The 25224-nt window shown below is 42.4% G+C and carries 20 protein-coding genes and 2 tRNA genes; 10 read left to right on the top strand and 12 right to left on the bottom strand.

What is annotated here, in order from left to right; translation table 11 throughout:
• Positions 1-117: 117 nt before the first annotated feature.
• The 8 genes from CAN34_RS10975 to CAN34_RS11010 form a co-directional block, all read right to left on the bottom strand.
• Positions 118-801, bottom strand: coding sequence for a 50S ribosomal protein L25/general stress protein Ctc (locus tag CAN34_RS10975; protein ID WP_079690679.1), 684 nt, complete (start codon positions 799-801; stop codon positions 118-120).
• Between the two features lie 320 nt (positions 802-1121).
• Complete coding sequence (locus tag CAN34_RS10980; protein WP_079690680.1) at positions 1122-2069, bottom strand: ribose-phosphate pyrophosphokinase; 948 nt, start codon at positions 2067-2069, stop codon at positions 1122-1124.
• A 110-nt stretch (positions 2070-2179) separates the two neighbouring features.
• Positions 2180-2255: transfer RNA gene (locus tag CAN34_RS10985), tRNA-Gln, on the bottom strand.
• A 243-nt stretch (positions 2256-2498) separates the two neighbouring features.
• Positions 2499-2574, bottom strand: a tRNA-Gln gene (locus tag CAN34_RS10990).
• Positions 2575-2746: 172 nt separating this feature from the next.
• Positions 2747-3325, bottom strand: a complete 579-nt coding sequence (locus CAN34_RS10995; protein WP_089555692.1) for a hypothetical protein — start codon at positions 3323-3325, stop codon at positions 2747-2749.
• Positions 3326-3403: 78 nt separating this feature from the next.
• Positions 3404-4372, bottom strand: a complete 969-nt coding sequence (ispE, locus tag CAN34_RS11000; protein ID WP_089555693.1) for a 4-(cytidine 5'-diphospho)-2-C-methyl-D-erythritol kinase — start codon at positions 4370-4372, stop codon at positions 3404-3406.
• A gap of 105 nt (positions 4373-4477) precedes the next feature.
• A complete protein-coding gene (gene lolB, locus CAN34_RS11005; RefSeq protein ID WP_089555694.1) occupies positions 4478-5119 on the bottom strand; it encodes a lipoprotein insertase outer membrane protein LolB in 642 nt (213 codons plus the stop codon).
• Positions 5120-5397: 278 nt separating this feature from the next.
• A complete protein-coding gene (locus tag CAN34_RS11010) occupies positions 5398-7308 on the bottom strand; it encodes a lipopolysaccharide assembly protein LapB (RefSeq protein ID WP_254423172.1) in 1911 nt (636 codons plus the stop codon).
• 762 nt (positions 7309-8070) lie between these two features.
• Between CAN34_RS11010 and hemA the strand changes: the two genes are divergently transcribed.
• From hemA to CAN34_RS11030, 4 genes are all read left to right on the top strand, one after another.
• The gene (gene hemA, locus CAN34_RS11015; protein ID WP_089555696.1) at positions 8071-9486 is read left to right on the top strand and encodes a glutamyl-tRNA reductase; all 1416 of its coding nucleotides are present in this window, start codon (positions 8071-8073) and stop codon (positions 9484-9486) included.
• Between the two features lie 535 nt (positions 9487-10021).
• Entirely contained in the window at positions 10022-11158 is a 1137-nt protein-coding gene (locus CAN34_RS11020; protein WP_089555697.1) for an aminotransferase class V-fold PLP-dependent enzyme, read from the top strand.
• Between the two features lie 194 nt (positions 11159-11352).
• On the top strand, positions 11353-11790 hold the full coding sequence (locus CAN34_RS11025) for a YeeE/YedE family protein (protein ID WP_089555698.1): 438 nt from the start codon (positions 11353-11355) through the stop codon (positions 11788-11790).
• Between the two features lie 87 nt (positions 11791-11877).
• Positions 11878-12297: a DUF6691 family protein gene (locus CAN34_RS11030; protein WP_174668365.1), complete on the top strand. Its 420-nt coding sequence runs from the start codon at positions 11878-11880 to the stop codon at positions 12295-12297.
• Positions 12298-12408: 111 nt separating this feature from the next.
• On the opposite strand, the gene CAN34_RS11035 is transcribed toward CAN34_RS11030, so the two are convergent.
• Positions 12409-14082 (bottom strand): AMP-binding protein, encoded by a 1674-nt coding sequence (locus CAN34_RS11035; RefSeq protein ID WP_089555699.1) that lies wholly within the window; start codon positions 14080-14082, stop codon positions 12409-12411.
• A gap of 317 nt (positions 14083-14399) precedes the next feature.
• Here CAN34_RS11035 and CAN34_RS11040 point away from each other — a divergent pair, with 317 nt between their 5' ends.
• The 3 genes from CAN34_RS11040 to CAN34_RS11050 all read left to right on the top strand — a co-directional run bounded on the left by CAN34_RS11040 (position 14400) and on the right by CAN34_RS11050 (position 18613).
• On the top strand, positions 14400-16535 hold the full coding sequence (locus tag CAN34_RS11040) for an NADPH-dependent 2,4-dienoyl-CoA reductase (RefSeq protein WP_089555700.1): 2136 nt from the start codon (positions 14400-14402) through the stop codon (positions 16533-16535).
• Positions 16536-16642: 107 nt separating this feature from the next.
• A complete protein-coding gene (locus CAN34_RS14260; protein WP_089555701.1) occupies positions 16643-17296 on the top strand; it encodes a hypothetical protein in 654 nt (217 codons plus the stop codon).
• A 111-nt stretch (positions 17297-17407) separates the two neighbouring features.
• Positions 17408-18613, top strand: a complete 1206-nt coding sequence (locus tag CAN34_RS11050) for a serine hydrolase (protein WP_089555702.1) — start codon at positions 17408-17410, stop codon at positions 18611-18613.
• A 27-nt stretch (positions 18614-18640) separates the two neighbouring features.
• Here CAN34_RS11050 and CAN34_RS11055 read toward each other — a convergent pair whose 3' ends face one another.
• Positions 18641-19057 carry a VOC family protein gene (locus tag CAN34_RS11055; RefSeq protein ID WP_089555703.1) on the bottom strand — a complete coding sequence of 139 codons (417 nt, stop codon included), beginning with the start codon at positions 19055-19057 and terminating at the stop codon, positions 18641-18643.
• Positions 19058-19124: 67 nt separating this feature from the next.
• Positions 19125-20129, bottom strand: a complete 1005-nt coding sequence (locus CAN34_RS11060; protein ID WP_089555704.1) for a lipoate--protein ligase — start codon at positions 20127-20129, stop codon at positions 19125-19127.
• Positions 20130-20347: 218 nt separating this feature from the next.
• Between CAN34_RS11060 and CAN34_RS11065 the strand changes: the two genes are divergently transcribed.
• Positions 20348-20998 (top strand): hypothetical protein, encoded by a 651-nt coding sequence (locus tag CAN34_RS11065; protein ID WP_089555705.1) that lies wholly within the window; start codon positions 20348-20350, stop codon positions 20996-20998.
• A 119-nt stretch (positions 20999-21117) separates the two neighbouring features.
• On the opposite strand, the gene CAN34_RS11070 is transcribed toward CAN34_RS11065, so the two are convergent.
• The gene (locus tag CAN34_RS11070) at positions 21118-22716 is read right to left on the bottom strand and encodes a GMC oxidoreductase (protein WP_089555706.1); all 1599 of its coding nucleotides are present in this window, start codon (positions 22714-22716) and stop codon (positions 21118-21120) included.
• 509 nt (positions 22717-23225) lie between these two features.
• Here CAN34_RS11070 and CAN34_RS11075 point away from each other — a divergent pair.
• Together CAN34_RS11075 and CAN34_RS11080 are read left to right on the top strand one after the other, a co-directional pair.
• Entirely contained in the window at positions 23226-23480 is a 255-nt protein-coding gene (locus tag CAN34_RS11075) for a DUF4282 domain-containing protein (protein ID WP_089555707.1), read from the top strand.
• 820 nt (positions 23481-24300) lie between these two features.
• Positions 24301-25197: a DMT family transporter gene (locus CAN34_RS11080; RefSeq protein WP_089555708.1), complete on the top strand. Its 897-nt coding sequence runs from the start codon at positions 24301-24303 to the stop codon at positions 25195-25197.
• Positions 25198-25224: the final 27 nt, after the last annotated feature.

Below are 25224 nucleotides of genomic sequence, written 5' to 3' on the forward strand. Positions count from 1 at the left end.
GATTTCTCAAACCTTACTTACAAAAACAGCAGGAGATATGCATCACCTGCTATTTTTTTGACTAAACAAACCTTGTATTACATAGTAGACGATAGGTCGCTATATAGAGGTTGTTTATTATTTGCCGTCTTTATCTTCAGCTGCACTATCACTTTGTGCAGTAGCAGGTACTTCAGCTGCATCAACTTCAGTATCTTCGTCAACTTCTTCAACCGTTGGAGCCTGCATGTTAACGATCGTACGGTCGTGTGCATCTTCCATATCAAGATCAAAGATGATAACGCCTTCAGGTAGTTTGATGTCTGATAGACGGAAAAGATCACCAATTTCCATACCAGATACATCTATTTCTAGATATTCAGGTAGCTGTGATGGTAGGCAAACGATTTCGATCTCAGTTACTAGCGTTGATAGAATACCACTAGCTTTCGTACCAGGCGCTTCTTCACGACCAGTGAAATGTACAGGAATGTTCATGTTGATTTTCTGACCTTTCACAATGCGCTGGAAGTCAGCATGCATTGGGAAACCTTTAGCAGGATGGCGTTGTAGATCTTTGATAACAACTTGATGCTCATCGCCTTTATCGGTCGTGATGGTCAAAATTTGTGAAAAGAAGGCTTCATATTCAAGTGACTTTACTAGCTCGTTGATTTTGATTGAGATAGCCGTTGGTTCTTCACCGCCACCATAAATGATAGCAGGAACTAGGTTCTGCTTACGTAGGCGGCGGCTCGCACCTTTACCTTGTTGTTCAGCAGAGCGGTCAACCGCGTTGATTGCAAAATGATCAATAGCCATGGATATAATCCTATAGAGAGTATGTGAAGTATCTACCAGCAATAATAGACTTGCGACCAGTCTACCACTGGATAATCAATACTTTAGAAAGTATAAATCATGTCGCTAAGTATAAAAACACCTAAAATAATAGAGGTTAGCTAATGATGAATACAGGCGCGCATTATACGTGATTCTTTAACAATAATAAAGACCTACGCAAAATCGCTATGCAAGACACTTATGCAAAACACCGATACAAATAACAGCGCAAGACTATTAAGCAAAAAAAAACGCCAAGTATCTAAACTTGGCGCTTTATCTTTAATCGACCATAACGCTTAAGCATCAAACATCGCGCTGATAGATTCTTCGTTATTGATACGACGTAAGCTTTCAGCCAACATTGGCGCGATGCTGACTTGACGAATTTTGCTACAAGCTTTGGCAGCGTCAGATAATGGGATGGTATCAGTAACGACAATCTCATCCAATGCCGACTCACTAATGTTTTGCAGCGCATTACCAGATAACACAGGGTGAGTGATATAAGCCACTACGCGGCGTGCACCATTTGCTTTGAGTGCTTCGGCAGCTTTACATAGCGTCCCTGCGGTATCGACCATATCATCAACAATCACGCAATCACGATCACGGACATCACCGATGATATGCATGACTTGTGATTCATTGGCACGGGCACGACGTTTATCAATAATCGCCATGTCGGTATCGCCTAACTGCTTAGCCATGGCGCGCGCACGTACGACACCGCCAACGTCAGGAGAGACGACCATGATGTTGTCATAATCTTGTTTTTGTAGGTCGTTGAGTAATACAGGCGTGCCGTAGATGTTATCTACTGGGATATCAAAGAAGCCTTGAATCTGATCTGAGTGCAAATCAACGGTCATCACGCGATCGATACTGACGATGTTTAGCATATCAGCGACGACTTTAGCCGAGATAGGTACACGAGCTGAGCGTGGACGACGGTCTTGACGCGCATAGCCAAAATAAGGCATAACAGCTGTGATACGACCAGCACTAGAGCGACGCAAAGCGTCAGCCATCATCATGATTTCCATCAAATTGTCGTTGGTCGGTGCACAAGTAGGCTGCATGATAAACACGTCTTTACCGCGTACGTGTTCTTTGATTTCCACGGCAATTTCGCCATCAGAAAAACGCGTGATGTCAGCTTTACCAAGAGGTATATGAAGATGATCGGCTACGGTTTTTGCTAATTCAGGGTGGGCATTACCCGTAAAAATCGCCAAATAAGGCATGACAGAAGTCCTATTGATTGACTCAAGCAGCGACCGCTAAGCAGTGTCAAACTGCTCAAATTCAGAAAAGAGTATGGAAAACTATTGATGACTACTATTACAGTAAAAAATGGCAGGGGTAGCTGGACTCGAACCAACGGATGTCAGGATCAAAACCTGATGCCTTACCAACTTGGCTATACCCCTGTAATGTCTAGGCTGTGTACGTCGATATCTAATCGTAACTTTACTAACAGTCATTCTTAGAATAGCGTCACGACCTGTTCGTTATCTGATAAACGGATAAACCGTTTAAAACATAACTTTTCCCTAACGGTGCTCATTGCGAACTATACCGAAACTGGGATAACATTGTCAATGTCAATACGATAAGCGGCTATCTATAAACTGCTTATAATAAGCACACATCAAACGCTTTTAGCTTAAAAATGGCAGGGGTAGCTGGACTCGAACCAACGGATGTCAGGATCAAAACCTGATGCCTTACCAACTTGGCTATACCCCTATTGAGGCGACCTATTATAAATAAATATTCAGCTTTTGCAAGTCATTTACGGCTTTTAATGGCTTTTATTCGAAACTAATTGAATTAGCGTGAATTGAATAACTACTATTATAGTGAATAGATATTTTTTATTAAGTTTTTGAATCGCAAATTGATGCTATACGAGGTTGATTTAGACTAGAGGATTCACCACTCTACCACTCATAAACACCGTGGGTTCTGTCAAACAAGCTGTATTCTCTGGGTCTTCAACAACAATATCACCTTTTCGTAAATAGTAATGACCTATACGTTCTTGAATTCTACCACTCGTAACAACTTCCTCACCGAGTTTAACTTTTGTTCCATTTAGAGAAATGACTTGTTCATTCTCAAAAAGAACGACTCTATCTGGATAAAAAATAGGACTAAGATATTCATTGTTATTTTTGACAAAGTATAAGCAGTTATTTTTAATAACATATTTGCCTTTTAAAACAAAATTGATCTCGCGCATTGAAAGAGTAGTTGCATAAGTGAATAGTTCAGCAGGTGAGCTGACTTTAGAGTCTTGCTGAGAAATGGCCATCTTTTGAGAGTCATCTTTCGCTATTATCTCTAGTTTCTGTGGCAAAACTATATTATCAGACAAGCGATTAGAATTAGATTCATCATGAGATTTGGATAGTGATGTACACCCAGTCAAACTTGATGACAGGCAAACAAAAAACGTGGCTGCTATTACACTCTTATTGAGATGTGAATGGTTCATAGTAATACCAACTGACTTTAGAGTTTGAGTAGGGTGCGCTCAGCGCACAGAAAGGGTACGTACCTCTTAAATATGACCCTACAAATTCTTCACCACATATCCTGCACAAGGCGCATCTGCAATCCATTTTGCTAAAAGTGCCTTATCATTAACCACACTCACATCCAATGGCAAAAATACTGCGCTGCCTGAGCCAGTCATACGAGCTGTCCCTAACGCTTCTTTTTCTAGCCTTTGTAAATATCGTAATGCTTTATCGACGGCTGGAGCAAGACTGGTTACTACTGGCGTAAAGACATTTTGATAAGGTGAATCCAAATGTTGTACATAATCATTGGACTGATTTTTAATGGTTTCAATAGATAACGGAGCGATATCTCGTTGTAGTTTGGGATGCGCGAAAAGCTTAGCAGTATTCACGTGAGCATTTGGTGTCAGTACCAAATATTGCTGATCCGGCAAATCAATGGCAGTCAACTCCTCACCAATACCCATCGCAATCGCATCTTGCCCAAAGATAAAGATTGGCACGTCCGCGCCCACTTTAGTACCGATTTTTATTAGTTTATTGTGAGTAAAATTAAGCTGCCAAATCTTATTCAACGTCATCAATGTTGTAGCGGCATTGGATGAGCCACCGCCCAAGCCTGCGCCCATTGGCAAGTGCTTATCTAAAGTCACTTGTACTGACGGCAGTTGATCAGGCAGCTTATTTGAGTCTATGGCAGCTGCCAGTAGGGTGCGAGCCGCTTTAAAGATTAAATTGTCTTCTATGCTGCTGGTTATAGCTTCTGCACCAGCCAACGTTAGTAGTTGACCACACAGGCTATTAACATTGGCTGCACTATTACCTGTTACGCTATCAATAGTGATTATTGCTTTATCTGCGACCGAAAAATGCAGATAATCGCCCCAATTAAGCAGACGAAAGACGGTTTGCAAATCATGATAGCCATCGGCACGTTTACCAGTGATATGTAAAAATAGATTAATTTTTGCCGGTGATAAGCGCGTGATAACTGATGCGGTAGCAGCGTTTTTAGTCATAAATGATCGTCACAATTCTCAGGTACAATTTTCAAACGCAAACACCCGTTTTTATAAATTGTTATTAGATACAGCAATCAAATCTACTTGGCGTATTTGGCGCTATTATTTTTGATGGTCAATCGTCATGACGACTTTATTGCCTTGCGATTGAACAGCGCTGATTTTGTTCGGTAGTTTATCTGTGCCTTTATAACTAAAGCTCGCTTGCCACTCACCATTGACCGAACTAATTAAACGGTTTTGTGCGTCGAGTTGCGGCGCGCTATCTGAAGGTGCTGGGCGACCAGATACCCAATAAGGCATTTGTGAAATTGGCGCTTGCCAGCCGGTGGCTTTTTTCAGTAGCGTTTCAGGGTCATCCGCGGTCAACGTACCAGTTTTTTCGCTAACCAAAGTCGCTGATTGACCGTTGTATTCGATATTAGTTTTACCAATACCTAGCGCACCGATGAGCTCAATGGCAAAGCGATCGTTTTGTTGGCCCCACGCATAAAACGCACTACCGCCTTGGGTGCCGGTTGTGTCATTGCCAGGTGTTGTGACGCCAATTTTACCAGTGATATTAAAGCTCTCAAGCTTTTTGGGTTGCTCAGCGTTTTGACCTTGTACGGTGGTAGTAGGCTGGTTGGTCGCATTAGCGGTTTTCATTGATTGGCAGCCAGACGTGATTAGCATCGCTGCCGTCATAGCGGTGAATAGGGCTAACTTATTATGCTTCTTATATGAAGGGGTTAGTACTGACATGATATTTCCTCAAAAATGGACAAATTTGCAAAATTATTGTTTAGAAAATAGGTTAGCTTAAGTGTTATTTGTTACTCGGTTATGCGTGGCTGTTAGCTTCTTATAAGTGGCTTGTAATTATAGGGTTCAATAAATAGCGCTTTGCTGAGATGGTTTTTCCTCGCTTGCTGGGCGCTCCACACTCTAAAGGCTTCGAAAAACTTATCCCCGCAGCGCTGCCTCTCTTTTAAAATCACTCGATTACACTGCAAAACTAGATAGCTTATCCAATATGTACATTAGTATAGTTGTATACGGTCATTGATATTGTGCTGTCCAAATGAGAAGCGCTGCTGCAAGTCGGCCAGTAATCTCTCGACTTTTTCATCATCACCTAAGCCTTGATAAGCGCGTAGGAGTAAAGTTCCTGAGCGCAGGGTGGGAAGTACCTCATAAGGTGTTTGTAGGTAGTCGATGACTTGCTGGTAATTCCCGTTGGCTAACGCATTGCCTGCCAGCACATTGAGCGCTTGTAGATGCAACTCATTGTCGTAACGTGGGTCATCGTAGCGAATCTGTATAATAGCGGTTGCCAGCGCCAAACCTTGCTCAGAGCCACGCTCATTGACGAGCAGTAGCTGTGCATAACTAAGCTGATAGGATGGGTTGGTAGGGTCGAGCGTTTGCAAATGATTGAGTAAGGTGCGCTTAACGATATAGTCATCCTTATCATCAAGGAGCTGGGCGCGGGCGAATAGCAACATCTCATTATCAGGGTACTTACGAGCTGCCCGAGTTAATAGACGCAATGCTTCTTCAGGCTCATTTTGCTGCCATAAAATATCGGCTTGTAGCACAAAGCTATCAGGTGCGAACACGGTAAAATCTTTACGCAGCTTTTCTAAAGTGGCGATTGCGGCATCGACATCGTCATTGAGTAAGTCAAACGCCACTACTTTTCTACGAGCTTCTAGTACCAAGTCTTCTTGCATGACGGCATTGAGATAGTATTTGGCTTGCTCAAAGCGCTGCTGGCGCTCGGCATTAATACCAAGATAGTAGTAGGCTTGATCAAGGTAAGCAGTATTTTTGGCCAACATATTAAGTAGCTGGTCGGCACTGTCATACTTTTCAATATCCAAACTGACTAGCGCGGCTAACAAGGTAATCTCAGCATCATCAGCGAAACGCTCGTGGGCGTCCAGTAAGCGTTGCCATGCCTGCTCGCTTTGTTGTAAGTCAAGTAAATAGCGAATCTCGTATAGGTATAAGTTTTTACTGTCAGGATTACGTAGACGTGCTTGGCTGACATACTTAACGACTACCTCCGCCGGTTCGATTTTGCGCAAGATATCGGCTTTTAAGGTAATAAAAGGTACATAGTCCGGTTGGTGCTCAAGCGCCCGATTGATATGCACGAGGGCAATCTCAGGCTCATTAAACTGATAGAGTAAACCGGCTTTTAATACTGATAGCGAGGCGTTTTGTTCACTGGCGATAGGCTGTAAGGCTGCGAGTAATTCGCGCCTGTCTTCATCGGAGTTTGGATAAATTCCAATAAGAATTTCACTGAGGTCGGCGCGAGGATCGTAACTTAAGATACGATTTAGGGTTTCACCCGCCAACTCATAATCGTGCGCCCGCAGTGCTAAATGAGCGACATAAAGCCAAGCGGGCACGTGATCTGGGTTTTGGTCTTGCCATGTTTTGGCAAATTGTAATGAATCTTCAACGTTTTCATGACGTAAAGATAAGCTTAGCGCCCGCTCAAACACTGCTGTCGCGTCTTGTTTAAACGATTGCTGTTTATAGATAGTAACGGCTCTTTCGGTATCATCGCGATCCGCTGAAAACTCTGCATCTAAAAGCGCATACAAGCTTGGTTCGCTAAAATCAGCTGGCGCTTCGCTGGGTGGCAAACGATTTACATCTATCACACTTTCAGTTATCTGAGTTTGAGTATCAAGCGTTTTATTATTAAGCCTTTTACTAGAGGCGCTATCAGTGACGGCTGTATCATTGGCGATGGCTGATGAGATTTCGGATAATTTTATGTTTGATGATGAGCTTACATTGTTGGAATGGTTGGCATGAGCAGGTAATCCTAGGCACAAACAAATGGCCAGCGATAGAGCTAGCTTATAACGTTGGCATAGACGCTCAATAACGGCGTGCAGTAAAGCTCGAAGGCTAGATTGAGCGTTATGCATAGGTTGCTGTCTAAATAATGACCCAAAAAAAACCATAGCTAGCAGTGTCTACCTATTATTTACCCATGAAATTGTCTGCATCATAAAAAGGCGATTTAATTACAATCGCTTTAAAATCAGATGTCTGTGATGAATATTTATATCGAACATTATAAGAGTAGATTGAGGATATAAACAAGAGCGCCCGTGTTACTTAAATATTAGCAATCAAGGAAGCTTTTTACCAGTAAATCGCTATTTCGAGTGGGTCTATTTTGTTTTGAGCTGACTATATAAACAACATAAGTAACCATCTCAATTTTGAGCTGATGCTAGCAGTTGATTCAATTTAAAAAGAATATAGTGCTGCAGGGATAAGTTCTGCGAAGCCTCTGGAGTGCGAAGCGCACAGCAAGCGAGGAAAATTTATCCCAGCATAACGCTATTTTTAACGTACCTCTTTTATATTGAGCTGATGCTAGCAGTTGATTTGTCGCTGGTGCGCCCAAATACAGACAAATAGCTGCCTTGTATAGGCGAGTGTTAAATAAAGCTGGCAATAATGATATAATGAGCGCTTTTTAGCATGTTACTGTGAAGGATTTCTGTTAAAGGCTATTTTTCAAAGACATTTATCAAGAGCTGTCTTTTAAAAATGGTGTCTTAAAAGCTAAAAACGATGTCTCCAAAAAATGATGTCTTCAAAGCTGCTTTTTAATATTTTAAAAAAGCGCTGAAGGCATTTGGCTGGCAGGTAAACGTTATATTTATGGTCTATCAATAATGAGATTAGTGGTCATCGGGGTCAATCATAAAACCGCACCAGTCGCTCTACGAGAGCGCTTGGCACTTGTGGGTGAGGATGTGAATATCGCGCTCAAGCAGCTACAAGGCTTTACTGACGGTAGCGTGATTGTCTCCACCTGTAACCGTACTGAAATTTATGCGCTAGTACCACAAAACTTAGTACCAGAAAACGCTGTAGCACAAAACTCAATCCCGCAAGACTCAGCCTCACAAGTTACAGAGAGTACTGTGGAGGTTGGTTCAGAGAATACACTGAGCAGCAACGCCAATCTTTCTTCTGCTACCATCAGCGCCCATATCTTAAAAATAAAAACGTGGCTTGCTGACTTTAAGCAGTTACCACTGAGCGAGATTGACTCTTATTTATATGTCCATCGTGATACTCACGCCTTAACGCATTGGCTTAGAGTCGCCGCAGGGCTTGACTCTATGATACTGGGTGAGCCGCAGATACTTGGCCAAATCAAGCGTTCTGTACATCTTGCACATGATCAAAAAGCACTTAGTAATCAGCTTGGTTGGATTGTCGATCAAGTGTATGCCGCTGCTAAGCGCGTGCGTAATGAGACCCAAGTCGGTGCACAAGCGGTATCGCTCAGCTATGCCGCTGCCAAACTGGTGACGCAAATATTTGACGATTTGCCCAGTCGGACTTTATTGGTAGTTGCTGCAGGTGAGATGAATCGCTTGGTAGCGACTCATATCGCTGGGCTTGGAGTAGGGCGCGTTATTATTTGTAACCGTAATCCTGAGCGTGCAGAAGCCTTAGCTGCTGAGCTACGTAATCCTAACCGCCGCGTGGATGTGAGACCTCTGCAAGAGCTACCGCAATTACTGGCAGAAGCGGATATTGTGAGCAGCTGTAGCGGTAGTATGGATATCCTAATTGATAAAACAATGACCTTACGGGCGCTAAAAAGTCGTCGCTATCAGCCGATGTTGATGATTGATTTAGCCGTACCACGTGACATTGACTCGACGATTAGCCGGATAGATGATGTCTATCTCTATTCTGTCGATGATCTGCAACACGTGATTGCTGGTAATATCGAACAACGTCGGCAAGCGGCAGTAGATGCCGAGCTATTAGTCAGCCAATTGGTCGTTGAGATGGATCGGCGTTTTCAAGTGCGCCAAGTGGGTAAAGATATTCAGCACTATCGTGCCCGTACTCAGGATCAGGTGGAAAAACTACTGCATGAGTCCATTGCTAAGCTTCAGCAGGATAATACCAGTCCTGAAGATATTATCACCGAGCTATCACGACGCCTGACGCAAACGTTGACCCATGCGCCATCGAAGCTGATGCGTAAAGCGGCTCGCGAAGGGGATAATGAATTGCTCGACTTTGTGGTATCAGGGCTACAAGACGCCCATCGTGGTCGCCGATAGTCGGCTGCTATTTATCGATAAACCTCACCGACAAACCATAAATTATACAAGTGTTATCCTAACGCAAACATGCGTTGTCAAGCTGCATTATCAGTGCTAATATCAAGCTGTTATAACTATATTAAGCGATGATGATTGATTGGTTAATTGATAATGGTTATTGGAATATGCTGGCGGTATTCGTTAAACGTGCTAGCGCCTCTATATTATCTTAACCTCTGTTCCACTCATCAATTGTCAACGCCCATTATTATCAGCCTACCACCGCGTAGCAACGATAATGGTGCGCATATCATATGCGGTTTCGCTTAAAATTTAATAACATCAACGACGTAAAAGATACCACCATCAACGGCAATAGCACTAGGATAAAGCGCTATATCGTCAACCCTGCGTCAAACTCTTAATACATACTCAATATTAATACCCAGTTAATACTATATATATTGGTATTTGGCTAAAACAGTGTTTATTTTTTGCTGTAACCAATACTTAAAAACAATTAAATTATCTAACAACAAACAAGGAACGTCCTATGTCTGCATTACGTCAAGATATTGATCCAAACGGTTTATTAGAATACTCAGTAGTTTATACCGACCGCGCCCTCAATCACATGTCAAAAGCCTTTCAAGAGGTGATGAATGACATATTGAGCAACCTAAAAACGGTTTATAACGCTGAAGCCGCGGTCATTATCCCAGGGTCTGGTACTTATGGTATGGAAGCGGTCGCCCGCCAATTGACCATTGATGAAGACTGCCTCATCATCCGTAATGGCTGGTTTAGCTATCGTTGGACGCAAATCTTAGAAAAAGGCAAATTTGCCAAGTCATCTACGGTATTAACGGCTGAGCGTACGGAAGATACCGAAGCGCCAAAACCATTTGCACCAGTTGATATTGACACTGCGGTTGCCAAAATTAAAGCAGAAAAACCTGCCATCGTTTATGCGCCACACGTCGAAACGTCATCTGGCATTATCTTGACAGAAGACTACATCAAAGCATTGAGCGAAGCAGTGCATAGCGTTGGCGGTTTATTGGTCATTGACTGTATCGCCTCAGGTTGTGTATGGCTTGATATGAAAGACTTGGGCATTGACGTCCTTATCAGTGCGCCGCAAAAAGGCTGGAGCAGCACGCCATGTGCAGGTCTTGTCATGCTCAGCGACGCTGCCATCAAAAAAGTAGAAAGTACTGAATCTAATTGCTTTAGTCTCGATTTAAAACAGTGGCTAACTGTGATGCGTGCGTATGAAAACGGCGGTCATGCTTATCATGCGACTATGCCAACCGATAGCTTGCGTCAATTCCGCGATACCATTTTAGAAGCGAAAGAAATCGGCTTTGATAAATTGTGTGATGCACAATGGGAACTCGGAAACCGTATCCGTAAAGTACTGGCAGATAAAGGTATTGAAAGCGTCGCTGCTAAAGGTTTCGAAGCGCCAGGCGTTGTCGTGTCTTATACTGAGCGTGATGATATCCATAAAGGCAGTGCTTTTGCTGAAGCGGGCATGCAAATCGCTGCTGGCGTACCACTAAATGTCGGTGAGCCTGATAACTTTAAAACCTTCCGTTTAGGTCTATTTGGTTTAGATAAACTGACTGACGTTGACGGTGCAGTAGCGCGTTTTGAAAAAGCACTTGACGAGGTGCTAGCGAAATAATTTGAGCCGCTGACTCGTTTATTAACCAATACCTTTATTTAGCCAGTCAGCAATCAAATAAAGAGATACTGAACTTCTGCGTTACGCGGCGTTCAGTATTTTTTTACCTTTTTTATTATATTTTACAATATAATGTATTTATATAAAATGAATCTTGAATTGGTTTTTGATAAAAATAAGCTTAGGTAAACATTATGAGTATACAAATAGACTGGCAAGCATTTACGCCAATCTCCTTGGTGGGCGGAATGATGCTGGGCGTGGCGACCGTTATCCTGCTATTAGGTATTGGTCGTGTCGCTGGTATTAGTGGCATTTTCTCAAGCCTGCTTAAGCCCAAACGCGTAGAGATGTGGCAAGTGCTATTTATACTGGGGCTTGTTGTTTCGCCAGTGCTCTATAGTCTGATAAGACCGTTACCTGATATAGAAATCAGCACCTCTTTGCCATTGTTAATTGCTGCAGGATTGCTCGTTGGTTTTGGTACGCGCCTAGGTTCGGGCTGTACTAGTGGACATGGTATCTGCGGTAATGCGCGCCTATCGCCACGCTCTATGGCGGCAACAGTGACTTTTATGTTCTTTGGTATTGTGACGGTTTATATTGGTCGGCAGGTTTTGGGCTTGATTTAAGCAGAGGCATGGACAGTACGTTGCTAAGACCTTATTGAATACCACTTATAAAAGTTTAAATAAATAAATGACGTGCGAGAAATAATAATGCTAAAAAATATAATTGGATTGCTGGCAGGTTTACTCTTTGGCTTTGGACTGCTGATATCCGGTATGACCGATCCTGTTAAAGTACAAGGGTTTCTAGACGTCTTTGGCGCGTGGGATATTTCACTTGCACTAGTGATGGGCGGCGGTTTAATAATCGCAATCGTCGGTGTACAATTGGCAAAGTGTCAACAGATCAGCTGGATTGATACACCAATAGATATGCCAACGAAAACCACGATTAATAGCAAATTATTAATCGGAGCGATGCTATTTGGTATTGGTTGGGGGCTGGTCGGTATTTGCCCTGGTCCTGGTATTGTATTGCTAGGAACAGGTCAATGGCAGGCTTATGTCTTTATCCCAGCGATGATAGTGGGTATGCTAATTTATCAATGGCTTGAGCCTAAGCTTGGTTGATAAATAATGAGTTTAAAGTTTTAAGTACACAAAAAAGGTCAGCCTAAGTTTGTTAGTCTGACCTTTTTTGTGCTTAATAACTCAGGAAGTTATGAGACATTAATTGATGAGTTATTTTGTGCTTGTCGTTACTTTTGGCGTTTCATGGGCCAGTGATTTAGCGGCTTGCCGTAGCTCAAACTTCTGTACTTTACCTGTGCTGGTTTTCGGTATTTCAGCAAAGATAATATATTTAGGCACTTTAAAGCCTGCTAAATGCTGCTTGCAATGCTCCATCACATGATCACGCTGCAAGGTGCTACCAGCATAAATCTCGATAAAGGCAACCGGTACTTCACCCCATTTATCATGCGGTGCGGCAACGACAGCACAGCTTTGAATTTCTGGCATTTTATATAGGACGTTTTCGACTTCAATACTGGAGATGTTTTCGCCGCCTGAGATGATGATGTCTTTGAGTCGATCCATAATTTTAATATAGCCATCAGGGTATTTAACGCCCAAATCACCCGTGCGGAACCAGCCATCAGCAAAGGCAGCTTCGGTTGCTTTACGACTTTTTAGATAGCCTTTCATGACCATATTACCGCGCAGTGCCAGCTCGCCCATCTCTTCGCCGTCGGCGGCAACAGGCTCAGTCGTCCCTTGCTTAAACACATCAAACCCTGTCATGAGATGGGAGGTAACGCCTTGGCGTGACTTTTTCTGGGCGCGGGTAGCAACATCGAGTTCATTCCATTCTTCCTGTTCAGCACAGACAGTGACCGGTCCATAGACTTCAGTCAGTCCATAGACGTGGGAGATATGAAAGCCCATCTTCTCCATGGCAGCGAGCATCGTTTCAGAGGGCGGCGCACCAGCAACCCAGCCGTTAACTTCGTGGGTGATAGCCTTTTTATATTCAGGGTTGCCGCTGGCAATCATATTGTGTACCACAGGCGCTGAGCAATAATGGCTGACTTTATACTTAGCAATCAGCTGTAAAATCAAATCAGCATTTATCTGACGCAAACAGACGTTGACGCCCGCGCGTTCCGCAATCGTCCATGGAAAGCACCAGCCATTACAATGAAATAGTGGTAGCGTCCATAAGTACATCGGATGCTTGGGCATGTCCCAGTCTAAAATGTTAGAGATGGCATTGAGCGTCGCACCGCGATGATGGTAGACCACGCCCTTGGGTTTGCCAGTCGTGCCAGAAGTATAATTGAGGGCAATGGCGTCCCATTCGTCTAATGGTTTTTCCCAATTGTCCAAACTGTCGGAGCTAGCAATAAGTTCGTCATAAGTCATTTGCCCAAAACGCTCGGTATCGACGGCAGCATCGGTTGCATGAATGACGATTAAGTTGGGAAAGGTTTCATTGATAATCTCAGCATGCTCAGCATGCTCAGCAAATTCGCTGTCTAAAATTAAAACTTTGGCTTCTGAATGTTGCAAGCAAAAGGTGAGGGCATTGATATCGAGTCGGGTATTCAAGGTACAGATTACGCCACCTGACATCGGCACTCCAAAGGCACACTCGACCATCGCTGGGGTGTTTGGCAGCATGACCGCAACCGTGTCATTTTTATCAATGCCCAATTTACGCAGACCATCCGCCAGTTGTCTGCAACGATCGTGAGTCTGTTGCCACGTTTGGGTCAGATTATTATGCTCTAGGTCGTCATAGATGATGGCGGTCTTATGAGGATAAACTTGCGCGCTGCGAATGATAAAATCAATAGGGGTAAGCGGTTGATGGTTGGCAGCATTTTTGCCAAGACCGGTGTGAAAGTCAGTCATTAAGATAGTCCTTTATCGTCATTCTAGTATTCGTTAACACCATATTTTATCGAAACTACTGTATCAGTAACTGTTAATTATAGACAGTCATAAGCAAAAATTGGGCAGGTTTTGTGGCGTTTATTTAACCAAATAATATAAAGCAATGCCGTCAGTAGATGTTATAAATAGTTAGGATGAACATAGTGTTCACTCATCAGTCGCTTGTCTGCATAGCTGACGATAATAGCGGTGTGGTACGATAGCGATAATGTTAAATCCCGCAGCATAACCATTTCTACAGAGCATTCCCGTAAACCATTCATAAGGAAAATGACATGACCGCCAGCCGCACTGCCAATACGATTGAGACTGCTAGCACCAACGAACATTACCCGCATTTATTTGAGCCGCTAGATTTGGGCTTTACCACATTAAAAAACCGCTTGGTCATGGGTTCGATGCATACTGGTCTTGAAGACCGCTTTTATAACTACGGTAAGCTTGCAGCTTATTTCGCTGAGCGTGCCAAAGGTGGCGCGGCGATGATGATTACGGGTGGTATTTCGCCGAATCGTGAAGGTTGGCTGCTACCTGCTGGCGGCACCATGAATAGCAAAATGGATGTTCTTAATCACCAACGGGTGACCCGAGCTGCGCATAAATACGATAGCAAAATGATTATGCAAATCTTACATAGTGGTCGTTACGGCTATCATCCATTTGTGGTGTCATCAAGCCCGATTAAATCGCCAATCTCACCGTTTAAACCTCGCAAGATGAGCATTAAAAACATCGAACAAACGGTTAAGGATTTTGCACGCTCAGCAAAACTTGCTAAGCAAGCCGGTTATGATGGTGTCGAAATCATGGGCTCTGAAGGCTATTTGCTCAATCAGTTTTTATCTCGCCATGTCAATAAACGCCAAGACATTTACGGCGGTGACATTCATGCGCGTATGAAGTTTCCGGTTGATGTGGTCAAAGCCGTACGTGAAGCGACGGGAGAAGATTTCATTATCCTATTTCGCCTATCGGTGATTGATTTGGTCAAAGACGGTAACGTCATGGACGAAGTTATCATCGTCGCCAAAGCGTTAGAAGAAGCGGGCGTGACCATCATGAATACCGGCATCGGCTGGCATGAAGCGCGTGTACCAACGATTGTCACTAGCGTACCACGTGCTGCCTTTGTGGACTTTACCGCTGAGATTAAAAAGCATATTAGTATCCCAGTGATGGCGGCTAACCGTATCAACATGCCTGATACGGCTGAAAAAATTGTGGCTAGCGGTCAAGCGGATTTGATTCAAATGGCACGTCCGTTCTTAGCCGATGCGCATTGGGTGAATAAAGCTAAAAATGGTGAAGCCGAGCGTATTAATACCTGTATCGCTTGTAACCAAGCCTGTCTTGACCATACCTTTGAGAATAAACGCTCGACTTGTCTGGTCAATCCACAAGCTTGCTATGAGACGGAATTGGTCTATAAGAAAACTAAAAAACCCCAAAAAGTCGCGGTTATCGGTGGCGGTGTCGCTGGTATGTCAGCCGCTCATGTCGCAGCTTTGCGTGGTCATAAAGTTACTTTATTTGAAGCCAAAGATATTTTAGGTGGACAGTTTAACTACGCCAAAGTCATCCCTGGTAAAGAAGAGTTTTTTGAGACGATACGCTACTATATCAATGAGCTTGAGCATTTAGGCGTTGAAGTTAAGCTTAATACCAAAGTTGATAAAGCCATGCTCGAGAAAGCCAAGTTCCATCACGTCATCGTCGCAACCGGTGTCGTGCCAAGAAGCCTAGCACGTAAGTTAGAAGGCGCTGATTTACCACAAGTGATGAGCTATGCTGAATTGCTCTCTGGTGAAAAATCCGTCGGCGATACCGTTGCCGTCATTGGTGCTGGTGGTATTGGTTTTGACGTTAGTGAGTACCTCACGGCTAAGCATGGTCAACCGCTTGATGAGCTAGGTCCCGAGTTGCTAAAAGACCCAAGCTATCGTCCAAAAGCCCAGTCTATCGACGAGTGGCGTGAAGAGTGGGGCGTAACCTGCGATACTGACTATCAAAGCGAAGGCGGTCTGATTAAGCCTGAAGCGATTAAACCTATCCGCCAAGTCTATCTCATGCAGCGTACCAAAGGTCGCTTGGGTAGTGGTCTCAATAAAACCTCTGGCTGGGTACATCGCGCTCATGTCAAATCGCATGGCGTTATCCAAGTATCGGGTGCTCAGTACGATAAGATTACCAATGAAGGGGTTTGGATTACTAATAACCAAGGTCAAAGCCAACTATTACGTGTCGATAGCGTCGTCGTTTGTGCTGGTCAAGAATCAGTCGTGGATTTGATGCCAAATGTCGGTGATGCACCTGATGCACAATACCACTTAATTGGTGGTGCAAAGCTAGCGGCTGAGCTAGATGCCAAACGTGCGATTCGTGATGGGGCTGAGGTTGCGGCAGGAATTTAAAACTTAGGTTAGAAGTTGTCAAAGCGGCAAGGTAGATTATCTTGCTGCTTTTTTGTAGGGTGTATTTTATCTTGAACTAATTTTGATGCTATTGAAAAGGAATTTTTATGGCAAGTAAAACTTTATTACTAGCTTTCGCTACTACAGCTCTTACATTCTCAGCCTCAGCCTCAGCCTCAGCCTCAGCCTCAGCCTCAGCCTCAGCCTCAGCCTCAGCTTATTCTGCACAGTTTTCTTCTATCATTGATGCGATAGCCATTCCTAAAAATGTTGAATACAATGTAAATGGTTGGGAGGATGTAGAGAAGATTCAAGGCATCGAATGGGAATGGCCGTATTATGAATCGGGAGCACATGACAGTACTATGGCAGGCACAACCAAAGTAGGGAACAGTAAAAATCCTAATATTGGCTATACTCAAATAAATGTCAATGGTGCTAGAACTTTCATCACCAATATCGAAATAATGATTCAAAACGAAGGGGGAAATCCTTCCAAGAGTGAAATAAATAAGCTTTTTGGTTCGGGGGAAATAATTAAAATTGCATCATCTTGTGACCAAGACTATGCCACTTGGGCAGATGCTACATATCAGTTTAAGAGATCAAAAGAGCAGCCAGTTTTTATACGATACGGCAGTAGCTGGGGTGCTTCAGGAAGCGGTGCTGTAATTATTGCAGTCGCTAATAATTTAGTATATTTAAACGATTACGATGATTGCTATGATAAGAAAACATTAGAGAAATGGAGTGACTATTAATTCTTAATTTTAAACGATGTTTGACGTATAGGTTCTAGAGCGACTACAAATTAGTATGACCTACTGTTAATTTTTATCTCACCAACTACGCCATAAAAAAAGGATTTTATAATGGCCGCTTTAAAAATACTTTTTAAATGGATCGTTTTGCCTATTTTAGCGCTACTCATTATTATCAGCTTAGGCTTAGTAGTGACGGGCAATGCTTATATCTTTCGCGGCTTACAGCTCACTTATCTTAAAGGTGAAAATACCGCCAATATAGACGATTACAAAGATTTTGATAACCGTACTATCCACACAAAAGATCCTATCGTATGGGAAAAAGACGCTAACTTCGATCAAGTCAAACTCACGCCTACCTTGCGAAATGCTTTAGATACCGATGAAACTGTTGCCTTTGCCATTATTAAAGATGGCAAGCTGCTTTATGAAAACTACTGGCAAGGTTATAGCGCCGACTCACACACCAACAGCTTTTCGATGGCAAAAACCGTCACCACTATGCTGTATCTCAAAGCGGTAGAAGATGGTTATATATCAAGCATCGATGAGCCAATTACCAAGTGGCTACCTGAATATGCTGATAATCAATACGCTCAAGGTTGCACCCTCTCACACTTATCGGCGATGACTTCAGGTTACGATTGGACAGAAGATTACTATTTTCCGATTAATCCCACTGCGGAATCCTATTATGGTCATGATTTAGTCAAGCAAATGGTCAATCGCGACTTTATCGAAGAGTGCGGCGGTTCATTCAAGTACTCATCAGGCGATACGCAAATGCTTGGGATTGCTTTATCACGGGCATTAGAACCACATGGCTATACCGTCTCTAGTTATCTAGAAGAGAAATTTTGGCAACCTCTCGGCATGCAAGGTGACGCCTATTGGTCGCTTGATGGCTCAGAGAGCATCGAAAAAGTATATTGTTGTCTCAATGCTAGCGCTTTAGATTTTGCCAAATTTGGGCAGCTATTATTAAACGGTGGCGAATGGCAAAGTAAGCAGCTACTTAGCAAAGCGCACGTTAACTTTATGATTACGCCCAACGCGCAAGCATTTGCAGCAGGGCAAGCCCAGATATACGGTCACTCGGTGTGGACGGATATGGACAGCCCGATTCCTTTTTATGCCATGCTGGGTCATTTAGGTCAGAGAGTATTAGTGCTGCCCGAAGAAAACGTAATTATTGTTAGGCTAGGAAAACAAAAAGGTTTGCCCACACTAGTAGAGGGATTTCATTTGGAGCCAGATTTGGGGCAGTATGTTACTGAGGTTAAGACTATTTTGGATGTTTTGGCTTTGGAGTGATGGCTTGTTTTATAGGGTGTTTCCAACTCACCAACTACCAATATTTTCCATCGAAATCCATGGTTCAATGGGCTCTAATCGCTTACCATCTTGAAGTAGCTCGATTGAGATATTGTTAGGGTCTTTAACGAAAGCCATATACCCATCTCTAGGCGGTCTTAATATATCGACACCAGCTTCCATAAATATTTCGCATTGCTCATATATATTATCGACTCTAAAGGCAAAGTGACCGAAGTTATTTCCGCTTGTATATTCTTCTTCGTCCCAGTTATGGGTAAGCTCAATTTCTGGAGCGCCTTCATGGGTCGCCAAAAAGTATAAGTTAAATCTACCTGTTTCAGAATTCTTTTTCCTAAGAAGCTTCAAACTCATAAGCTCACAATAGAAAAATAAGGTATCCTCAAGCTTATTCGTTCTAATCATTGCATGTAAATACTTCATAAAACACCTTCTAATTTATTATTGTCTGAAAAATGCATATCTACAGTTTTTGATTAAACACCAAAATCTAACCTTCCATCTGCTCAATCAACCATTTAGAAACATCATCAATCTGCGCAGCTAAATCAGGATGCGCTCTGCCTAATTCATCAAGCTTTGTTTTAATATCGACTTTATTGTATTTAACACCAGTCAGCGACTCTTTTAATAGGTCAATCAGCTCGACATTTAACGCATCTGAGAAAATAACGACATCGCTAATCAGCGCTTGCTTCACATCAAGGTGACAATCAATAATGCCCCAGCCAAAGCGCGTTTCAATGTGATGGGTAAATTCAGGCGTCTTGCCAAAACGCCAATCCCAATCTGCCATTTGCTGATAGTATTTGTTCAATGTAGGCTGCTTGGCGAGGCTGGCTTCATCCAACTCTTCTACTGGCGCGGTGTCGCCATGATATTCACAAAACGCCTCGATAATCGCAGCAGATAAGATTTCGTGATTAATGTCTGAATTAAACTCAACCAAATTGGCGACGCGAGCACGCACAGACTTGATACCTTTGGCTTTCAGCTTAAGTGGATGTGGATTGAGATAATCACCCAGCTTTTGCATATTAGCATTGACCAGTAATGTGCCATGGTGAAAGCTGCGATCGGCCGCATGTTTAAAGGCGCTGCCTGATATTTTCTTATCACCGACCTGCATGTCGTTACGACCAGATAAATCCGCGTCTATACCTAATTTTTTTAGGGCATTGATGATGATGGTAAAGTTTGCTTCTTGGTCGTAATCTGCTTTGGGTGATAAAAAGGTAAAGTTGGTATTGCCCAAATCATGAAATACTGCGCCGCCGCCACTTTGTCGCCGCGCCAAAAACACATCGTCGGCTTCCATCTTATCGATTTTGCATTCTACCCATGGATTTTGCGAGCGCCCAATGACCACGGTCTCGCTATTGCGCCATAAGAATAGCGTGTGCGAGTCAGGATCGAGTGCTTGAAATATCCAATCCTCGGTTGCGAGGTTAAACCAAGGGTTGGTCACGGCAGACATTAAGATGCGCAGTTTCATTATTTATCCTTTTTCTCGAATGATTTTTCTATATTGAGTATTATCAACAGATATTGTCATTGTTGCCGATGCGAGGTTGGAATTCAATGGCTGTGTGGTATGAGAGCATGATTTTGAGATTAAATGAAATAGGTTTTGAAAATGTTTCTACGAAATGCAGAACCTAGGCTACCCTAGTTGCTACAATATACAAAAGTAGATTAAATAAGCGCTGATTTATGGATACATTACTAAAAATTGTACAAATAGGCTTTTATATTACAGCTGCCTCTATTGGTATACTTACATATTTGAAAGCAAAGAATGGACTTCTTAATACTGTAAACACTGAATATCAAAAAAAAGTAATAGACAGGCTTGCCGAGTTATCTACCGAATTATTAGATGAATTTGATAGTAGTTCTGATAATTATTGGTTACGAGAAGATTCAGTGAAAGAAATTCTCGATAGGATACATGAAGAAATAATACCTTATAAAAGTGAGATCATTTCTGGAGCTAGAAGCCTACATGGAATTCCTGTTTCTAAAAAAGAAGAAAAGCTTCAGGCATTCTTATCTAAAGTTATGTCGGATCCGTTCATACCATCTGACATACGTAGCAAAATTTTAAATTTAGTAGAAGGGCGTTTAAATGCTATGCGAAGCGCACATTATACTGAAATAGAGAAATATCAAGAAGGGTTAAAATCTGGAATCTACTGGGATACATTAGATGGCAATGATGGCTGGCTTCATAATAAAATTTCACGTCGTCTTTATAAATCAGGTTACGGTATAAGTGATGTTGAGAGTCAAGTTCATAAGATACGAACAGATATACAGTTATATTTTGAGGGTTTCAATCCAATTAAAAAGTATAATAAGTAGTTTTATTACTTGAGCTTTTCTATCATTCACCAGAATTAGAAAGGAACTCCGAACCCAAATCAAAAAAAATGCCCATCAAGAGCGTTTTTCATCTAATCAAATTTCACAGTTCCAACTCCCTAACCAAAATCTTCCTGCAAAATAGCCGCCATATTACGCTCAGCAAGTCCGGTGATAAACACATACGGATTGACGCCAGCGCTACCCGGGATTAACGCGCCATCTTGCACGTAGATGTTTTTGTGCCCTTTGACACGACCAAACTCATCGGTCGCTTTGCCAAGTATGCAACCACCAAGGGGGTGATAGCAGAAATCATCACCGAAGCCTTTGTTGAATAGCAAGCTTGAGGTAGAGCCGCCGTTGGCTTTGGCTAGCTTATCTAACAGCTCTTTAGCTGCATTTACCGAATACTCATTTTGCTCGCGTTTCCAGTTAAGTTTGACGGTTTTTGAGGTTTTATCATAGTAATAATTACCGCGTTCTGGATTGTCAGTGATGGCGAGATATAGCGTCGTCCACGTCTCAAGTCCTAGCGGCAGTGGTGCAAGTTCGGCAAAGATTTTGTATTTTGAACCGCCTCTATCGCCGTCCCACATATTAATGGCTTTGACCGGAATGGTAGATTGGATAGTGCCAGCGGCGTGGACGAAATTGCGCCCAGTCATGATGTTGCCGTTGGGTCCCCAATGCTGTCCGATATGTTCGTTTAGATGATTAAGCTTGCCTTCAGCTTGGCTTTTTAATAGTAGCTCTGAGGTGCCAGTACTACCCGCATTAAGGAAGAGTTTATCGCAAGTGTAATGTTCAATTTTATCGATGCCGCCCGTCATATTGATAACGTGGACTTCTAATCGTAGCTGATTATTATCGAGCGCTTGGATAGTATTGACTTTGCGGAGGGTCTTAACGGTGACATTGCCAGTGGCTTCGGCGTCCTTTAGATAAGTTAAATCCAGTGAGTATTTGCCCGCATTATTACCATAGATGACTTCGCCGCCGAGTGCTGATTGATATACTTCGCCGCGGGCTTCCTTTTGCATATAATCAAAGTCATAGCTATTACCAAAGAATTCCGTCTTCAGTCCAGCTTTTGAAGCTTGGCGTTCAGCGGCGCGGGTAAATTCGTAATGCTCGGACTCATTAAAGAATGATTCTGGAATTTGGCTAACTTTGAGTTCCTTCATGGCGCGAGGGAAGTAAGTATCGTACATCTCATCAGAATCAATCCACGGAAATACAGATTCAAAGTGCGAGCGCCTTGGCTGAATGGCAATCGCGCCATTAACGATAGAACCGCCGCCATAGGCACGCCCAGCGAAGACTTTCATATCGTCATATTCGATTAAATCCAAAACTCCTGGATATTTTTTAATCGGAATAGGAATGGTGATCGGCGCGTTTGGCCAATTGCTAAACCAGCTTGAGCGTTTATCGGCGCTAATCATCTTGCAAAAAGTATCGTGCTTGGGGCTTCTATCCCAGCGCATACCCATCTCAAGTATCAGCACTTTATGACCTTTTTCGCTCAATCGCAGCGCCGAAACTGCGCCACCATAGCCACTACCAACGATGATATTAGGAAAGTGTTCAGCTTGGGTAACTTTGCTTGGCAGTTTTACTGGTTTTGCCAGCGTTTGGCAACCGCTCATTGCGGCAGAAGCACTGACGGTGGCGACACCTAGACCCATAGATTTGATAAATTTTCGTCGTTGCATGGTGCTTCCTAATCTTTATGCCTACCGTTTAGTCAACGTTGTTGGTTGTCATACTAGCATGCTAGTTTCATTTATAAATCGAGCGCCTGCTGTCAAAATAACTATAAGCCAGCAGTGAAGTATTTAACAAGATATTGCGTATTTCTACTGTCTGATAATGGTAGTCTTTTTATTATATAAAGATGGGCTTATATTCACTTAGCTCAGTGGATATTCATTAAAAATTACTACCTGCAAAAAATCTTGTAGTAGCTAGAGAGAGATCAATTATAAACAAAGCTACTTTTTTAACACAATCATAGAGTATGGTGAATTTTATGGGGAACTTGGATATAGGCTAATAGATTACTTACTTAAATATCAATTATCGTAAATAATATCTTTGGTGTTAAGTTTTAATAATTTAATGTTAAGCAAGTGTTACAATGCTTATTCTGTAAAATCTGCTAGAGCACCTCTAGGGCTTTTTGAACCATTGCAAGCTATACAATTATTTAGGATATTAAGTTATGAATTCATTGTTATCATTTGAGTCTTTTATCACGCCAAAAGTAATTACTATTTTATATTGGTTAATTCTTTTTGCTGTATTTGTTGGAGGCGTGAGCGTAATGTTTTCAGGTATGGGGGCAGCAGGTTTCTTTGCGGGTCTGTTCGTTATGATCATAGGCGGAATCTCTACTCGCATTTACTGCGAATTAATCATGGTTATTTTCCGCAATAATGAATATCTCAAAATTATTAGTAAAAAAGAGCAAATATAATTCAGTAGTGGTAGATTAAGCTACTCAAACTTTAGTCATTATTGTTTGAATGGTTATTACAAGTTTAAGGTCGCTTCAAAAGTGGTTTGCAAAGGCAAACCACTTTTTTTAGTTATGGATAAGCTTGAACGGCTTACTACTCAGATTGTACGATATTACTAAAAGTAGAGTATTACTAAAAATAGTGCACTACGGCAATAGTCCCGCTTCATCCAGATGAGGAAATACAGGTGGATGGTGGAATATAGCTACAGATCCAAACCTCTACGAAAACCCATTATCTACCACAATAATTAGCGTTTATATCACCTTACTCTGTATCAAAGTTCTGGAAAGTCTTTAGAGATTCTGTGGCATAGACTGGCTTGCGAATCAATTTATTGATAATACATCCTGCTCTATAGGCACATAGTCACAAATCTGCAGCGCCACAGCCGTGGCTGTGAGTTTCTTAATTTTGAACAAAAATCTTATCTTTATTTTTAGAATTGTCAAAATCACTTCGATATAGCAAAGTATAGTCTCGATTAATCTTGGGTTGCTCAAATTCATCATGCTCAATATTAGGCAATAAGGTATTTAGGCAAGTAGGTAAGCCATCTCTATAGCCTATGCCATGAAAATCGCCAAGGATATGTCAGCAGATGAAACGATTTTGGTCAATTTATCAGGGCGCGGCGATAAGGATATCGATTTTATTTTGGACAAAATAGATTTATAGAACAATCTGTCATCAGTATAGAAAAAACAACACCCATTGAGCGACGAACCAGTTATTATCGGAGTTTTTTTACTGTCTAACGCTTGATAAGGTTTACCCATGTCCAATCGCGACCTCATTATCTTTGTGACACTGTCCTTTATGTGGTCGCTGTCTTTTATATTTTATCGCGTTGGCGTGCCCGAGTTTGGTTCGTTGGCATTTGCCAGTTTGCGTGTGGTATTCGCCGGTTTGGTCATGCTGGTCTTTGTGTTGCTTAGCCCAAAAAACAGACAAGGTATTCGTGAAAATTGGAAAGTATTGGCACTGGTTGGTTTATTTTCCGCCGCCATTCCCTTCGTGTTGTTTTCTTTTTCAGCGCGCTCGGTAAATGCTGGAGTGTTAGCAGTGCTCAATGCGTCAGTGCCGATGATGAGCGGTTTTATTGCCAGTACCTTTTTTAAAGATAAATTATCAAGAAAACAGATACTTGGTTTGGTCATCGGTGTCATCGGTGTGATTATTTTGATGAGTGAAAGCTTGTTTGGTGGGCAAGGCGCTGAGTCGGGTTCTGGTCTATTACCGATGGGCTACGCATTATTAGCCTGTGTCGGTTATGCGCTTGGGGCAAACATCACTAGAAACTATTTATTTAACGTTTCACCCGTCGCGATTACGGCCGGTTCACTTATCATCGCTAGCGTCATTATGTTACCAATAGCGCTCTATGAATTTTCTTATGGCAAAAGTATCAGTCTCCATGCTTGGGTTTCAGTCATTTGTATCGGCGTATTTTCAACGGCCATCGCGCTGATTTTTATGAATCAGCTGATTAAAAGTATTGGTCCTATGCGGGCGACCAGTATTACCTTAGTGATACCTATTTTTGCCATTATTTTTGGTTATTTACTGCTTGGCGAAGCATTGGATACGCCCGCGATTATTGGCTCAATGGTAATATTGTTTGGTACGTACTTGTCTTTAGAGCTGTCTTTTAAAAAGATGCTAAAGTCATAAAAATAACAGAAGTTAAATAATGCATAT

Origin of the sequence: Psychrobacter sp. DAB_AL32B (genome assembly GCF_002224105.1) — a bacterium.
Taxonomy (GTDB): domain Bacteria; phylum Pseudomonadota; class Gammaproteobacteria; order Pseudomonadales; family Moraxellaceae; genus Psychrobacter.

Bases quoted from the DNA above. Each gene is read 5' to 3' on its own strand.
- CAN34_RS10975 (WP_079690679.1), bottom strand. From the start codon at position 801: ATGGCTATTGATCATTTTGCAATCAACGCGGTTGACCGCTCTGCTGAA.
- CAN34_RS10980 (WP_079690680.1), bottom strand. From the start codon at position 2,069: ATGCCTTATTTGGCGATTTTTACGGGTAATGCCCACCCTGAATTAGCA.
- CAN34_RS10995 (WP_089555692.1), bottom strand. From the start codon at position 3,325: ATGAACCATTCACATCTCAATAAGAGTGTAATAGCAGCCACGTTTTTT.
- ispE (WP_089555693.1), bottom strand. From the start codon at position 4,372: ATGACTAAAAACGCTGCTACCGCATCAGTTATCACGCGCTTATCACCG.
- lolB (WP_089555694.1), bottom strand. From the start codon at position 5,119: ATGTCAGTACTAACCCCTTCATATAAGAAGCATAATAAGTTAGCCCTA.
- CAN34_RS11010 (WP_254423172.1), bottom strand. From the start codon at position 7,308: ATGCATAACGCTCAATCTAGCCTTCGAGCTTTACTGCACGCCGTTATT.
- hemA (WP_089555696.1), top strand. From the start codon at position 8,071: ATGAGATTAGTGGTCATCGGGGTCAATCATAAAACCGCACCAGTCGCT.
- CAN34_RS11020 (WP_089555697.1), top strand. From the start codon at position 10,022: ATGTCTGCATTACGTCAAGATATTGATCCAAACGGTTTATTAGAATAC.
- CAN34_RS11025 (WP_089555698.1), top strand. From the start codon at position 11,353: ATGAGTATACAAATAGACTGGCAAGCATTTACGCCAATCTCCTTGGTG.
- CAN34_RS11030 (WP_174668365.1), top strand. From the start codon at position 11,878: ATGCTAAAAAATATAATTGGATTGCTGGCAGGTTTACTCTTTGGCTTT.
- CAN34_RS11035 (WP_089555699.1), bottom strand. From the start codon at position 14,082: ATGACTGACTTTCACACCGGTCTTGGCAAAAATGCTGCCAACCATCAA.
- CAN34_RS11040 (WP_089555700.1), top strand. From the start codon at position 14,400: ATGACCGCCAGCCGCACTGCCAATACGATTGAGACTGCTAGCACCAAC.
- CAN34_RS14260 (WP_089555701.1), top strand. From the start codon at position 16,643: ATGGCAAGTAAAACTTTATTACTAGCTTTCGCTACTACAGCTCTTACA.
- CAN34_RS11050 (WP_089555702.1), top strand. From the start codon at position 17,408: ATGGCCGCTTTAAAAATACTTTTTAAATGGATCGTTTTGCCTATTTTA.
- CAN34_RS11055 (WP_089555703.1), bottom strand. From the start codon at position 19,057: ATGAAGTATTTACATGCAATGATTAGAACGAATAAGCTTGAGGATACC.
- CAN34_RS11060 (WP_089555704.1), bottom strand. From the start codon at position 20,129: ATGAAACTGCGCATCTTAATGTCTGCCGTGACCAACCCTTGGTTTAAC.
- CAN34_RS11065 (WP_089555705.1), top strand. From the start codon at position 20,348: ATGGATACATTACTAAAAATTGTACAAATAGGCTTTTATATTACAGCT.
- CAN34_RS11070 (WP_089555706.1), bottom strand. From the start codon at position 22,716: ATGCAACGACGAAAATTTATCAAATCTATGGGTCTAGGTGTCGCCACC.
- CAN34_RS11075 (WP_089555707.1), top strand. From the start codon at position 23,226: ATGAATTCATTGTTATCATTTGAGTCTTTTATCACGCCAAAAGTAATT.
- CAN34_RS11080 (WP_089555708.1), top strand. From the start codon at position 24,301: ATGTCCAATCGCGACCTCATTATCTTTGTGACACTGTCCTTTATGTGG.